The following is a 14,235-nucleotide window of genomic DNA, read 5'->3' on the forward strand; positions in this document are numbered from 1 at the left end:
AGGTTTTTGGAAGCGGTTAACACTCTCACATTGCCCCAAAATCTATTCACCTTTCAACGATGGTACCTTCTGTTACTGTTTCAGATGCCGATAGTGCGGGTAATTGGTGTTCTTCGACTTCTGCCTTGTAGCGTTCCATGTCTTGCTCTAATTCTTCAATGCGTTCCTCTTTCGCCCGGATCTGACGAGCAGCTTTCCAAGACTCTAGCTGTCGCTGTAGCTGCGCCCAAACACTAAAAAGCCATGCCAACACAGAACCGAGTCCCATGGCTATAATTAGTTCTAGCGCTAGAGGAGCCTCAACATCAATACCTTCAATAATTTGAATCGACACAGGCTGAGTGTTTTGCAAGCTAAATAAAACCAACGCTAAACACACAGCAAATATGAGCAGAAAATTCAGTTGTCGCATTAGGTCAGTCCTTTAGTCTACAGTGTCTTGATAATTTTAGCAAGAGATGCTAAAACCTTTTGTCTGGAGCAAAAATGAGTAAAAGCATCGCCGATTTGCGCCGAGAGTATAGCCTACAGCAGTTAAATAAAAAAGATGCTCATCCGAATCCATTCGAGCAATTTACCTTATGGTTTGACCAAGCGGTAGCCGCGAAGTTGCCAGAACCCAATGCGATGACTCTGGCGACGGCAACATCTGATGGGAAACCGTCGGCGCGAATGGTACTGCTTAAAGGATACGATGAGCGGGGGTTTGTCTTCTATACCAACTACAAAAGTCGCAAGGGACAACAGTTATTGGCAAATCCTTGGGGCGCGATCGCCTTTTGGTGGACTCAGCTAGAACGACAAGTGCGGATTGAGGGACAGATTGAACAGGTGTCGGCTGAGGAATCGGACGCTTATTTTCACAGCCGTCCCCAAGACTCTCAACTGGGGGCTTGGGCATCTGAGCAAAGTCAGGTGATTGACAGCCGCGAGGTACTGGAGCAACGATTACAACAGCTTAAAAAAGAGTATGAGACTAAAACCATACCCCGTCCACCTCACTGGGGAGGATTTCGATTAATTCCTGTCGCCATTGAGTTTTGGCAGGGGCGTCCCAGTCGGTTACATGATCGGTTGCTCTATCAACGTACAGCAGAGGGTAGCTGGATGATACAACGCCTATCTCCGTAGCAGGCAACAGGGAACGGGGAATGGGGAACAGGGAATGGGGAATGGGGAACGGGGAACAGGGAACAGGAAATTCATAATTCATTATTAAAAATTGATAAGTCATCAGCTATTGCCGATCGCCCAAATCAAGGTTATCTTGGAAAAGCTATGACACCAGACATTGATGTTGATTTTTGCAGCATCAAGATAAATAGTAATTGTTAAAAATAAACCAGTGGGGTGCATCAATGGATTAACGTTATTCCCCTTGGGTAGAAACTAGAAATGTTAAGAGCGAAAGTTGGTCAAACACTGACTTTACTATTGAGCTTACCAATACTTTTAGCCGCTTGTAGTCCGGCTCAAAATCAGTCTGAGCAAAGTGCAACTGTGACCATCATGGGAGTTGGTACAGGGAAGGGTGAGGAGGAATTCAAAAAAGCCCTAGCACCATTTACAGAAGAAACAGGAATTAAGGTTGTTTACGAAGGCACAGCTGAGTTCGCTACTCTATTACCCGTGCGGGTTGATTCAGGAAATGCGCCAGATATTGCCATGTTTCCGCAACCGGGCTTGATGGCTGATTTTGCCCGCGAAGGAAAGCTGGTGGCTATTGATTCGTTTATGGATATGACACAACTATCCGATGCTTATGCTCAGGATTGGTTGAATCTAGCCAGCGTTGATGACCAAATCTATGGTATCTGGTATCGGGCATTTGTCAAAAGCTTAGTTTGGTATAACCCAACAGCATTTACAGCCAAGGGTTACGAAATCCCGAAAACATGGGATGAAATGATTGCATTATCTGACCAGATTGTCGCCGATGGGGGTGTCCCTTGGTGTATCGGTATGGAAAATGCTAGTGCTACAGGTTGGGTGGGGACAGACTGGGTAGAAGATATCATGCTGCATCAGGCTGGTGCAGAGGTTTATGATCAGTGGATTAATCATGAAATTCCCTTCAATCATCCCACTGTTGAAGCAGCTTTTGAAAAATTTGGCACCATTGTGCTGAATCCAAAATATGTGGTTGGGGGTACAACAGGTGTGCTGAGTACACCCTTTGGAGACTCACCAAAAGGTCTTTTTGAACAACCCCCCAGTTGCTATATGCATCATCAGGGGAGCTTTATTACATCGTTTTTCCCCGATAATGTGGTAATGGGCAAGGATGTTGATGTTTTTCCATTTCCCACAATGAATCAAGACATTGATGCGCCTGTGTTAGTCTCTGGTGAAATCGTTGCCATGTTTAACGATACTCCAGAGGCGCGAAAGTTAATGGAATATTTAGCCACATCAAAGCCTCATGAAATCTTGGCAGGTTTTGGCGGTTATCTCTCTCCGCATCAACAGGTGAGTTTAGAGGCGTATCCGGATCAGGTAACGAAACGGCAAGCTGAGATTTTATCGAATGCCAAAGTTGTGCGTTTTGATGGTTCAGATATGATGCCAGGAGCCGTGGGAACGGGTACGTTTTGGACAGGTATTGTGGATTATGTAGGTGGTGAAGATGTGGATAGTGTTTTGAATAAGATTGAGGAAAGTTGGTCGGATAGATAATCTAAGTAAGCATCTTATGGTAGAGACGTTGCATGCAACGTCTCTACATAAATGATATGTCCTTTTATTTTGCCTATCGATTGAATTAGCGAATTTGCCGCAGATAACGGGGACGGGCGGGTGTCCCCCAACAAACCTGTTGAGCCGGAATATTACTAAACACACTACTGCGGGTGCCAATCACTGCATTCGCCCCAATTTGGACGCCGGGACCAATAAAACAATCGGTCGCAATCCAAACACCATTGCCAACACTAATTCCCGCCGTTTTTAGACTAAAAGCCGCATCTTGAATATCATGACTTCCGGTACAAAGATAGCTTGCTTGAGAAATCACACAATGGCAGCCAATGCGAATCGGTTCTAAGCTGTACAAAACCACATCATCTCCAATCCAGCTATAGTCGCCAATTTCTACCTTCCAAGGATAGGTAAAACGAGCAGTCGGACGGATGAGTACCCCTTGACCAATTGTGGCACCAAATAGCCGCAGGATAAAGCGGCGAAACCCATTAAAATTATGTGGACTTATGGGAAAAGTAACAGCTTGCACCAACCACCAGAGTAAAATGAACCAGCTTGGACGTCCTCGGTCAAAATCAGACTGGTCATAATCTCGCAAATCAACAAATGGTGTGTCATCCAAACTCGGAGGTTCGGTTACATCTGGAATATTGGTGTCTATGTCTCGGCTCATGGATACTTATAGCGTTGTTATTTGAGAGGTGGAACTCATGATAAGTAGGTGGGGGCAATTAAAGTTAACGGTGAAGACTTATAAAGTTTCCTTTCGCCTATTTCCTTTCAGCAAATTTTAATCAGCAATTTGATGTGGCTGCCGATTAAGGATGAGGAGAAACCACGGAAGTAGCCGGAGATTTCGCCGATGAAACGGCGGACGTTTCCACCTCTGGATTCAGATGACCACCAAACTTGCGTAATTCGTAGAGTTTGACACCAATTTGATATTCATATTGACTCAATAAGCGCCCGTAAATATATCCTGCTCTACCATCCAGAAAGCCCAACCGGATAAAGTAAAAGATAATGAATCGCAAGGTAGGTTTAAACGGCAGCCAAACCCAAACCTTTCTCAAAAAACGTTTGCGCTGTACCGCATCCCCAAATAAATTCGCACCAATCGTATCAGATTCATCACGACCCGTGAGCATATTCAGGTAAACCCGTGCTTCCCAGTTGGAATACCGATTGTGTCGTTCCAGCCAATGGTAAATATCCCGAAAGTCGATATGATCCATATCTGCTTTGAGATAACCAACTAACCCTTGCAGGATAACGTGTTCGTGAACTTCATTATCTCCTGTATTGGGAATTCCTTCAGTTCCCAGATTTTCGTAGCGACCTTTTTGATGTTTAAATAAGCGCAGATTCCAATCGGGATATTTTCCGCCGTGGCGAATCCACTTGCCTAAGAAATAAACGCGGCGATTGATATAGTACCCTTCGTAGTTGGGATCTTGAACCGCCGTGGCGATTTCATCCCAAAGCGCTGGGGTAATCCGTTCATCACAATCCACAATCAGTACCCATTCATTACGAAAGGGCAGATTCTCTAAACTCCAGTTCTTCTTTTTGGGCCAACGTCCATTGAAATAAAATTGCACGACTTTCGCCCCAGCGTTTTCGGCAATTTCAATCGAGCGATCGCTACTTTGGGAATCCACCACAAACACTTCATCGGCTCTAGCCACACTAGCCAGACAAGCCGGAAGGTTAGCTTCTTCGTTTTTTGCCGGAATCAGAACAGAAACGGGAACTTTAGAGTTACTAATAGTCATACTTTAAAAAGATTTAATCGGTGAGAATGATAACCTTTGGCAGAATTTTGAACGCGCAAATGAATACGATTCAAAACGGGATCGACTTGGGGCAGGCGGAACTGTGATCAATAGCGAAAATCGTAGCATTCCCCCGATTCCTGGAGAGGATTATCAAATTTTGTCACTTTGACCATACCATCTCGACTGGCTAAACGAACCGTTGGCTAGATGCTCAATTCCATAGTTTAGCGTTTTGAGCGTCTTTATTCGGGTAGGATAGGCTACAGCGCCAGTCCCAATTCAAGAATTTGAACGGGATAAGAGATGGGAAACAGCCATATAAGTGCCATTACGTTCCATCAATGTTATAACTTCCTGACTCACTAACCTGCCAACTTTCGGTTGAATGTTCAATCATTACCGAGATGCGCGTGCAATACGGCTAACGTTTCGGCAAGCTGACTGAGGCGCGTTTCCAGATCATCTTTGCGAGTCAGTAGCTGTCGTAGCTTCTGATAGCGTGCGATCGCTAAACTGACACTCGGCACTTGATCCGCAGGACAGGTACGCACCCAAAACTGACCATCTGCATCTAATCCACAAAGGCGATACCCTGCCCGGGGGGATTCACAGGTGACATTCGCATCACCCTGGGATTGATGCCACGGTTGGGTTACATAGTCCATGAGTCGATCCACCTCAGCACGACGTACTCCTGCGTGATCCGCTTCCGGTTGACGGGCATGAGATTCTAACCACCCCTCAACGATTGGTCCATCCATATAAATATCTTGAATTTGGCGGACTATGGTATGCAGTTGATTCTGCCAACCCGAGACAATTTCTTCAATTTCTTTGAGCAGATTCATTGCCAAGGCGGGATTGGCGCTATGGCGATGTTCACTGAAGCTAGCGGATTTGAGTTTCGGCAGTGTTGGGGTTTTACTTTGCTGCTTTTGAGCCGGGAATGGCGTCACACTAATCGAAAATGAAGGCTCTTTCCCTTTGGCGGAGTCGCTAGACTGATCCCCAGTTGAGTCGATTGGAGACGCCACCGCCGTGGATGGGGTTTGGTCTTCTTGGGCTAACTGAGATAAAGTGCTTTCGATCCGTTGCAGTTCTGGTTTCATGTTTTTGATGCCACTGGGCAAAAATCACGCTGATTACAGTAGATACAGTCCTAGGGTTTAAGTTTGGGACATGATCACCTACCTATTCAATTTTTACCCAATCTGGGAAGAGATTCGGCAAATCGCTAATTTTTGCCCAATGTCGATTAAACTTGATCACGACAGATGAAAGCGATCGCGGGAACCACACTATCGATGGGTCAGCTTATCCTGGTCACGGGTCCAGCCCGTTCTGGAAAAAGTGAATGGGCAGAACAATTAGCCGATAAGACAGATAAGCAGGTTGTTTATGTAGCAACGGCACAGGTTGATCCCAACGATTTGGAGTGGGTTGCCCGAATTGAGAAGCATCAACAGAGACGCCCCGCTGAGTGGACTTTGGTGTGGACGCCGATAGAATTAGTCGAGACGATTCTGGAGTGGGATCAACCAGATTACTGTCTGTTAATTGACTCCTTGGGAACCTGGGTGGCGAATTGCCTGGATCAAGAGGATGGGATTTGGCAGGATACCACAGACACCCTCTGGCGGACTGTCAGCCACACTTCAGCTACCCTAATTTTGGTGGCTGAAGAAACGGGTTGGGGTGTAGTTCCGGCTTATCCCCTAGGCAGAACCTTTCGCGATCGCCTCGGTCAAGTTGTGCGTCAATTCGGTATGATCGCCAACCCCGTGTATTTAGTTACGGGTGGTCATATCCTGAATCTCAGCACCCTGGGATCACCGCTATCGCGGGAATCGCTACCATAGAAATACAGACGGTAACAATAAAGCAGCTTTGGCTGCTAAGGTCTTATATATTCTATGGCATCTGAACAGCAAGTCAAACGCTACCTAGCCTATTGGTGTCAGGTAGGTAAACAAGTTGTCGTCCGCAATGGTGAACAGGTGCTGCAACCGCAGCGAATCATTGCAGGCGATCGCTATAGTCAGGAGTTTGAGGAACTCTGGCAATATCTGCTTTCCCCCGAAAGCGGGGATTGTTATCTCACCGGAACCAGCCAAACGATTTCTGAGTTGTTGACATCAAAGTGGGACGTTGAATCCTGTTCCCGGTGTGATATGCCCGTTCCTATGTTTAATGTGGGATCACCGCCAGAGTCTTGCACCTGTAGCGATTTATCCAATTGGCCCAATACGGATTTACCCAAACCGCGAGAACCGATCAATAGTCAGAATCGCTTGAGGATGATTCACCACCGCCTGCGTCAGGGTGAGAATCAAGAGGGTGGTGATCGAGAGGCTTCTGCCTATCCAAACCATCAGAGACGAGAATCACCTCATCCCCCAGAATCGTTAAACCAGCAAGACTATCTACGGTTAGTGCGCGATCGCACCGCTTGTCCTCGGGAACCTTGGTCAGAAACTGCCGATAATTCCTTAGCATCAGGTAATCAGAAATCCGCAACCGATTAATAATTTCTCAATAAAACTTAACGCTGTGCTATCGGGGAACTCTTCCGGACTGGATTGGAACCGGAAGTTATTTTAAGTAGAACTTACATCCCCATGCAGCGTGTTTCTATATTATCTGGCTGAGAGGAAAACGTCTTCACTCAACGGTGACGGAGAAGCCCATTCTCGTCGGGAATGTTTTTTTGGCTACTCCGTCGCTGTCAGTACAAATGTGCGATCGAGGTTGAGCAGAATCAGACAGACCCTTGTCTTTCCCCCCTGGAGAGCCGCACTAGACATCAATCCAGATGGAACGAGGAACTTAAACGGTTTTGCCGACTCTAGAGGGAAGGTATCTAACCAGACATAACCGAAACCGAGCCAACATGTGAGCTGGAGCAATGATCCGGTTGATGGATCATCACGTTCGCAAAGTTTTGCAAAGGATGTCGTTGTTATCCCTTTCACCTCCTGAAAAGAGTGGATAGGATATCTATCCCGATTGAGTCGCCTGTTTAGGTGTAAGGTCTGTTAAGTCGATTGAACCTGAGCTAATTATGAAGTTTTCCGCTATGCGAAATATAGGAATTGCGGCAGGCGGAACTTTTTTATGGGTTATATTATTCATTAAAGCTCAGGCTATCAATATTAGTCAACACCATCACTATCTGTCAAATTTACACCAGCTTCAGGAGACTGACGCAACATTAAATACAGATATATTGCAGGTTCAACAGGGTTTATTTAATAATCATGAAACTATTCTTAATAATTTAAATCAGATTGAAGACTTACACCATGACTTAGAAAATATACCTGATTTTGTCAATAGCGACTATTATCCAGAAATCAAGTTAGCCTTACAACAGAATTACTCTCTCTTTGAAGACAAGCAGGATTTAATCGAAGAGGTCATTGAACAAGAAAGGATTCTTAATCAATCTTTAAAATCTCTGCCGAATACGATTCAAGAACTATCCCGTCAAGCGGCAACGGAAGCAAGCACTGATGACTTAATTTATCAATTAAATACTCTGTTGAACGATATTTTAATTTATACATTATCTCCCAATGATGAATTAATTCTCAAAATCCAGAGACAAGTGGCAGCAATTCGGCAACGTGCTGATCTATTACCAGCATCGTCTGCTCTGAATCTTTCTGAACTGGATGCCGCTCTACTCTATGCCGAAATTATTGTGACCCATGAATCTCAGGTGGATAGCCTGATGATGCAAATTCTGGAATTGCCCATGGAGCAACAAAGTGAACAGCTCCTGGAAATTTATCAGCGTTCTTATCAAGTTTTTTTAAGAAAAACTAAAACTTATCGGATTTTATTTTATGCTGTTTCTGGTACAATAACGGTAACTTTATTGATTGTGATGATCAGAAAAACAAAACAGCTAGCCAAAAGTCTGCAAAAATGCGAAGAGAGATTTCGGAGTAGTTTTGATAACTCAGTAGAAGGAATCTTTAAAGTTACTCCAGGAGGACGTTTTTTAACGGCAAATACCACATTAGCCACGATTTATGGTTATGCTTCTGCGGAAGAACTGTGTAACAATTTAATTAATCTTAATCGTCAGCTTTATGTCCAGCCAAACCGTCACGATGAATTAATCCGTATCCTGGAGAAATATGGATCAGTTTCGGATTTTGAATCGCAAGTGTACCGGAAAAATGGCACAAAAATCTGGATTGAGGAGAAGGCAAGAGCTGTCCGCGATAAGCACGGTAATTTTATTTACTATGAAGGAACCGTAGAAGATATTACGGTACGTAAAGCATGGCAAGAAGCACTGCACTATGAACAAGAGCAAGCCGAACGCCTACTGCTAAATATTTTACCCAAAGTAATTGCTCAACGCTTGAAACAACTCGAAAGTACAATCGCCGACAATTTTGAGGAAGTCACAGTTTTGTTTGCTGATATTGTGGGCTTTACCGAATTATCGGCTCGCTTCCCCCCTGCCCAAGTTGTTGAATTACTCAACCGAATTTTTTCGGCGTTTGATGAATTAAGTGATTATTATGCCTTAGAGAAAATTAAAACAATTGGGGATGCGTATATGGTGGTAGGGGGACTCCCCACTCCCCGCCTCGATCATGCTGAAGCTATTGCTAATATGGCACTGGATATGCAACAGGTGATTACCAAGTTTAATAGCCAGAATAATCAAACCTTAAGTATTCGTATTGGTATCAATACAGGACCCGTTGTTGCTGGAGTAATTGGCATCAAAAAATTTAGTTATGATCTGTGGGGAGATACGGTCAATATCGCCTCACGCATGGAATCCCAAGGGCTTCCGGATAAAATTCAGGTTACTGAGTTTACGTATAAAAAGTTGCAGGATAACTATCTGTTTGAGGAACGAGGCACTATTCAGGTTAAAGGTAAAGGGAAGATGACAACTTATTTTCTTAAGGGGAAGATTAACTAGCCTCAAATCCTTACTGTTCCCCGTTCCCGGCTCACCAACTTTGAGTAGATTTACTTAAGTATATCTACTGGTTTAGCTTAGAGCGGATCAACAATCACCGAGAATCATCATCAGTTGCCGATCAGAGCTAAAGATGGCAATAGGAGTGATAAGCTATCTCTATAGAAAAAATTGATCATTATTGCTTTTTCTTAATAAACTAAAAAAAGAACATCTAAGTGGATTGAGATTATAGGGGAAGAACGATGCCAAGAAATCGGGGAAATTCAAAAATGCCGTTAAATCACAAAGACACAGCGGCGTTAGATAAAATCTTTTCAGGCTTAGATGGTGAGTTCGTAAATCAAATAGAAACGATTAGTTCTTACTATGCTGTAGCCCCCTTAGATCGTTGGGAAGAGAAAGGATGGGTGCGCGGTGGTTGCTTATCGGGTTGTAATAACTCTACCGTTTAAAGACCATTGAGGTAGAGTGTAGTTGATCGAGCTAAACTCGGCAACAGTACGCCTGCAAACTTAAAGTTCCTCGGATAAAATGTGGGAAAGAGTGCGATGCTAAGGAGCGCGTCTTAATTATTTGACTCCTCCCATGATTAACCAGGTTCTCTACATTTGGCTACAACAGGTGCAAGGCTTACTGGAAACCAGTCTGACATTAATTAGTGAAAACAAGGATATTTTCATCGTCATCCTTGGCGTTGGTATTGTACCTCTAGCTGGGCGTTTTCTCTGGTGGATGATCCAGCAACGTCGCCAGCGGCAAATTTTTCCTGACACTTTTCCTTTTGATGTCATCAAACCACAAAGGCAAACTTAGCACGAATAGCACTGACTTAAAGACATCCGCCCGGAGTTCAAACTCCGGGCTAAAAGCTCAAGTCCACTAAAGTGGACTAAAACTTTTAATCCGAATGGTACTAACTTAAAGCTGATAGATAGTGCCTAACCTAGGGTATAGCAAGAGTTCCGGCGATTCCAAAAGGCTGAAGTCAGTGCCATTATTCTTGCTTGGTCTAGTCAGCTTTAGCTGACTTTCGCTTGGGTTCCTTGGGTTTAAACCCAAGGCTAACTGATTCAGCTTTTGATAATTTTCGAGGAGATAATCGATTTCAGGCTTTGATTCAAGGTGACAAACCCGACAAATAAATCTTAAAACAGCCTTTTAGTTAAATTTTATACAGTTTATAAAAATATTGACAAAAGACGCAATTCATGGAATGCCTCTCTAGTCAGAATCCCGGAGCAGACAATCTCCGTAAAATGGCGGATGTATTTATGTAAAGCTTCTGTAATATTTGTTAATAAGCATCCCCATTTAGAAATTGATTCAGGATTAAACTATGGTAAGACAGACACAAACTCACATATACCCTAGGGTTCCTCTAACCTCAGCCGATCGCGACGCCTTAGATAAACTCTTTCAGGGAGTACAGGTTGAGGATTTGCGTCAGCTTGAGAAAATGACATCCTCTTATTCCATTACTCCGCTTGACCCCTGGGAAGAACAAGGCTGGGTGATAAATAGCTCCCTATCTATCCCTAGGAAAGCGACTGCATAGTTAACGGTAGACTGGGTGTATGATAAATTACTTCTTCTTTGGGCAGAACTCATTGACTATTTCCTCCAACTAGAGAACAACTCCACAGAATTTCTCAGATATAGCACTACGTACTCTAGTTAGGACATATCAAGAAAAATTCAAATCGTTCAATCCCTTGTAAGGTAAGCGTTTTTCTTCACTATTGCCCATTGCCTATTGCCTATTCCCTGGCGCGTAGCGCTATATATTACGGTTAAACTCACTCCCCGGTACGGGAAAATTGTCTAATAATAAACATATAGGGTAACCTTTAATATTGGGCTTTGATTCAATCTGAAACGTTAGAACTACTCGAATGGCAACGCCTGTGCCAACACTTGGCAACCTTCGCCGCCACCAAACTAGGCGCGATCGCGTCTCGCCATCTCCATCCTCCCGCTACTTTGGCAGAAAGTCTGCATCTATTGGCGCAGACGAAAGAAGTCTATCACCTGGAATGTCAGTTAACCAGTGGTTGGACGTTTGAGGGGATTCAGGATATTGGTGATGCGCTAGAGAGGGCTGAACGACAAGGGATATTATCCGGGGAAGATTTACTGGCGATCGCAACCACTCTAGCAGGTGTCCGGCGTTTACGGCGGCTCATTGACGATCAAGAGGATATCCCCGTTCTCAACCAACTTGTTGCTGATATCCGTACCTATCCCGAATTAGAACAAGAAATTCACCGTTGTATCGACGAACGCGGCGATGTCACCGATCGCGCGAGTCCGAAACTGGCAGACATTCGCCAACAGAGTAAATCCCTACGCGATCGCATTTATCAAACGCTGCAAAACATTGTACAGCGTCAAGGCGGCGCACTCCAGCAACCCTTAATCACCCAACGGGGCGATCGCTTTGTTCTCCCGGTGAAAGCCCCCCAGAAAGACTCGGTTTCGGGTATCGTTCATGACGCCTCCAGTACAGGTGCTACGCTGTACATCGAACCCCATGCGATCGTTGGGCTGGGGAATCAACTCAAAACCTATCAACGCCGAGAACAAGCCGAAGCCGAAGCCGTGCGCCGCGCCTTAACTGAACAAGTCGCCGCCGTTAAGCCCGATCTAGAACAAGTATTAGCCGTCGCCACTCGGTTAGATTTAGCCACCGCCAAAGCCCGATATAGCCTCTGGCTTCAGGCAAATCCGCCGCGCTTCATTGATCCGAATCAACGAGAATCGATTACCCTGCGCCAATTGCGACATCCTCTGTTAGTCTGGCAGCATCAGCATGAAGAAGATGCGCCAGTTGTACCGATTACCATCCAGATTCAGCCCCAAATAAAAGTTGTGGCGATTACGGGTCCGAATACAGGGGGTAAAACCGTTACCTTAAAAACATTGGGATTAGCCGCACTCATGGCAAAAGTGGGTTTATTTGTCCCCGCCAAAGAACCCGTAGAACTGCCGTGGTTTGAGCAAATTCTGGCAGATATTGGTGATGAACAGTCTTTAGAGCAAAGTTTATCCACGTTTTCCGGTCATATTCGCCGGATTAGTCGGATTTTAGATGAATTAGAAAATTGTAGAGACGTTGCATGCAACGTCTCTACAGATGGGGGAGACGAGGATTTAGCCGAAAGGGAACCAGACACCCCCCATCCCACATCCGCCTTAGTCTTACTGGATGAAATTGGCGCGGGAACTGATCCAGCCGAAGGAAGTGCTTTAGCGATCGCACTCCTCAAATATCTGGCGGATCATGCCCAGCTTACCGTAGCGACGACGCACTATGGCGAACTCAAGGCGCTGAAATATCAAGATGAACGATTTGAGAACGCCTCGGTGGAGTTTGATGATGTCACCCTTTCCCCTACCTATCGCCTCCTCTGGGGAATTCCGGGTCGATCTAATGCGTTAACTATTGCCGAACGGTTAGGATTAAAATCAGATGTGGTATCCCTTGCTCAAACCTTAGTCGGAAGCAGTTCGGAAGACGTAAACCAGGTAATTTCTGGACTCGAAGCCCAACGGCGGGATCAGGAAACCAAAGCCCAAGAAGCCAACCAACTCCTCCAGCAAACCGAACGTTTGCATCAAGAAGTCTCCAGTAAAGCCAAACTCTTGCAGGAGAGAGAACGGGAATTGAAACTGTCCCAAGAACAGGCGGTACAAGAGGCGATCGCCCAAGCCAAAGCCGAAATTGCCCAGGTGATTCGCAAATTACAGCAAGGACCCCAAATCGCTCAAAACGCCCAAAAAGCCACCAGTGCGCTGAAGGAAATTGAGCAGCGTCACATCCCCAAACCCCCTCCCAAAGCCAAACCCGCCTTTCAACCCCAAGTAGGCGATCGCATCCGCATTCCTCGCCTGAACCAAACGGCGGAAGTTTTGACCCCTGCGGATGAAGATGGGGAACTCAGAGTGCGCTTTGGCTTAATGAAGATGACGGTATCCCTAGCGGATATCGAATCCCTAGAGGGTGAAAAGGCGCAAATGCCTGTAAAATCAAAACCTGCATCCACTCCTGCACCCGCCGCCGCATCGCCACCGACTCCCCCGATTCGCACCGAGAAAAATACCATTGATTTACGCGGATCGCGTGTTGCGGATGCTGAAGTCGAGTTAGAACAAGCCATTTCCCAAGCGATCGCCTCTGGGGTATTGTGGATTATTCACGGCAAAGGAACTGGAAAATTAAGGGCTGGGGTGCATGAATTCTTAGAACGCCATCCCCTCGTTGATCGGTTTGAATTAGCCGAACAAGCAGAAGGCGGATCGGGGGTAACAGTAGCTTATATTAAATAGCTAGCTCAAGGCACGATAGTATCGTACCCCTACCACAAAGGGATAATTGATTGGGTAGGGACACGGCAATGCCGTGCCCTATTATCACCATCGTAGTAGCGTGGCACACCTTAATTTGATTGCCTCATACCCAAAACCTGTAGGGGCGCACCGACGTGCGCCCGTGTCAACTTAAGCGGAAAACCCCTCACCAGAAGCCCCTCTCCCACGCCAGCCCTCACCCCCAGCCCCTCTCCCAAGCTTGGGAGAGGGGAGCAAGAGGGGAGCAAGAGAGTCTGGTTCCCCTTCTCCCGTGCAACAAAAGCGAAGCATCCTCTGTCATCCCCCCTCTTGTAGGCTATGCATTAGTCACATCTTTCTTAACAATCCACAAGTCTTATGGTGTCTGGGTTGGGGAGCAATGCTTAATATAGCTTAAAAAATAAATATGGCTGTATCCAACCATCGGGCTTGGGGCGTTGTTTTTTGTGCAAAGGG

General features: G+C 45.5%; 12 protein-coding genes. 8 read left to right on the top strand and 4 right to left on the bottom strand.

Translation table 11 applies throughout. The features are described 5' to 3' along the window. Positions 1–46: 46 nt before the first annotated feature. Positions 47–412 carry a lipopolysaccharide assembly protein LapA domain-containing protein gene (locus RIE73_RS37000; RefSeq protein WP_446405915.1) on the bottom strand — a complete coding sequence of 122 codons (366 nt, stop codon included), beginning with the start codon at positions 410–412 and terminating at the stop codon, positions 47–49. Between the two features lie 74 nt (positions 413–486). Here RIE73_RS37000 and pdxH point away from each other — a divergent pair, with 74 nt between their 5' ends. Next, positions 487–1,131 (top strand): pyridoxamine 5'-phosphate oxidase, encoded by a 645-nt coding sequence (pdxH, locus tag RIE73_RS37005; protein WP_446405916.1) that lies wholly within the window; start codon positions 487–489, stop codon positions 1,129–1,131. A gap of 264 nt (positions 1,132–1,395) precedes the next feature. Continuing rightward, complete coding sequence (locus RIE73_RS37010) at positions 1,396–2,676, top strand: ABC transporter substrate-binding protein (RefSeq protein ID WP_446405917.1); 1,281 nt, start codon at positions 1,396–1,398, stop codon at positions 2,674–2,676. Positions 2,677–2,761: 85 nt separating this feature from the next. On the opposite strand, the gene hpsU is transcribed toward RIE73_RS37010, so the two are convergent. From hpsU to RIE73_RS37025, 3 genes are all read right to left on the bottom strand, one after another. Further along, positions 2,762–3,373, bottom strand: coding sequence for a hormogonium polysaccharide biosynthesis acetyltransferase HpsU (gene hpsU / locus RIE73_RS37015; protein ID WP_446405918.1), 612 nt, complete (start codon positions 3,371–3,373; stop codon positions 2,762–2,764). 145 nt (positions 3,374–3,518) lie between these two features. Next, a complete protein-coding gene (locus RIE73_RS37020; protein ID WP_446405919.1) occupies positions 3,519–4,475 on the bottom strand; it encodes a glycosyltransferase family 2 protein in 957 nt (318 codons plus the stop codon). 392 nt (positions 4,476–4,867) lie between these two features. Then, positions 4,868–5,587, bottom strand: a complete 720-nt coding sequence (locus RIE73_RS37025) for a hypothetical protein (protein ID WP_446405920.1) — start codon at positions 5,585–5,587, stop codon at positions 4,868–4,870. A 165-nt stretch (positions 5,588–5,752) separates the two neighbouring features. On the opposite strand from RIE73_RS37025, the gene cobU reads away from it, so the two are divergent. From cobU to RIE73_RS37055, 6 genes are all read left to right on the top strand, one after another. Continuing rightward, positions 5,753–6,337: a bifunctional adenosylcobinamide kinase/adenosylcobinamide-phosphate guanylyltransferase gene (cobU, locus tag RIE73_RS37030; RefSeq protein ID WP_446405921.1), complete on the top strand. Its 585-nt coding sequence runs from the start codon at positions 5,753–5,755 to the stop codon at positions 6,335–6,337. A 54-nt stretch (positions 6,338–6,391) separates the two neighbouring features. Continuing rightward, complete coding sequence (locus RIE73_RS37035) at positions 6,392–7,003, top strand: hypothetical protein (protein ID WP_446405922.1); 612 nt, start codon at positions 6,392–6,394, stop codon at positions 7,001–7,003. Positions 7,004–7,554: 551 nt separating this feature from the next. Further along, the gene (locus RIE73_RS37040) at positions 7,555–9,429 is read left to right on the top strand and encodes an adenylate/guanylate cyclase domain-containing protein (protein WP_446405923.1); all 1,875 of its coding nucleotides are present in this window, start codon (positions 7,555–7,557) and stop codon (positions 9,427–9,429) included. A 245-nt stretch (positions 9,430–9,674) separates the two neighbouring features. Continuing rightward, positions 9,675–9,884 (top strand): hypothetical protein, encoded by a 210-nt coding sequence (locus tag RIE73_RS37045; protein ID WP_446405924.1) that lies wholly within the window; start codon positions 9,675–9,677, stop codon positions 9,882–9,884. 133 nt (positions 9,885–10,017) lie between these two features. Then, positions 10,018–10,245 carry a hypothetical protein gene (locus RIE73_RS37050; protein ID WP_446405925.1) on the top strand — a complete coding sequence of 76 codons (228 nt, stop codon included), beginning with the start codon at positions 10,018–10,020 and terminating at the stop codon, positions 10,243–10,245. A gap of 1,047 nt (positions 10,246–11,292) precedes the next feature. Next, positions 11,293–13,758, top strand: a complete 2,466-nt coding sequence (locus RIE73_RS37055) for an endonuclease MutS2 (RefSeq protein ID WP_446405926.1) — start codon at positions 11,293–11,295, stop codon at positions 13,756–13,758. Positions 13,759–14,235: the final 477 nt, after the last annotated feature.

This window comes from Coleofasciculus sp. C1-SOL-03 (genome assembly GCF_040220555.1).
Taxonomy (GTDB): domain Bacteria; phylum Cyanobacteriota; class Cyanobacteriia; order Cyanobacteriales; family Coleofasciculaceae; genus Coleofasciculus.

What these genes read in the sequence shown, in the direction of transcription:
- RIE73_RS37035 (WP_446405922.1), top strand. Translation starts at nt 6,392, where the DNA reads ATGGCATCTGAACAGCAAGTCAAACGCTACCTAGCCTATTGGTGTCAG.
- hpsU (WP_446405918.1), bottom strand. Translation starts at nt 3,373, where the DNA reads ATGAGCCGAGACATAGACACCAATATTCCAGATGTAACCGAACCTCCG.
- RIE73_RS37020 (WP_446405919.1), bottom strand. Translation starts at nt 4,475, where the DNA reads ATGACTATTAGTAACTCTAAAGTTCCCGTTTCTGTTCTGATTCCGGCA.
- RIE73_RS37050 (WP_446405925.1), top strand. Translation starts at nt 10,018, where the DNA reads ATGATTAACCAGGTTCTCTACATTTGGCTACAACAGGTGCAAGGCTTA.
- cobU (WP_446405921.1), top strand. Translation starts at nt 5,753, where the DNA reads ATGAAAGCGATCGCGGGAACCACACTATCGATGGGTCAGCTTATCCTG.
- RIE73_RS37040 (WP_446405923.1), top strand. Translation starts at nt 7,555, where the DNA reads ATGCGAAATATAGGAATTGCGGCAGGCGGAACTTTTTTATGGGTTATA.
- pdxH (WP_446405916.1), top strand. Translation starts at nt 487, where the DNA reads ATGAGTAAAAGCATCGCCGATTTGCGCCGAGAGTATAGCCTACAGCAG.
- RIE73_RS37010 (WP_446405917.1), top strand. Translation starts at nt 1,396, where the DNA reads ATGTTAAGAGCGAAAGTTGGTCAAACACTGACTTTACTATTGAGCTTA.
- RIE73_RS37000 (WP_446405915.1), bottom strand. Translation starts at nt 412, where the DNA reads ATGCGACAACTGAATTTTCTGCTCATATTTGCTGTGTGTTTAGCGTTG.
- RIE73_RS37025 (WP_446405920.1), bottom strand. Translation starts at nt 5,587, where the DNA reads ATGAAACCAGAACTGCAACGGATCGAAAGCACTTTATCTCAGTTAGCC.
- RIE73_RS37045 (WP_446405924.1), top strand. Translation starts at nt 9,675, where the DNA reads ATGCCAAGAAATCGGGGAAATTCAAAAATGCCGTTAAATCACAAAGAC.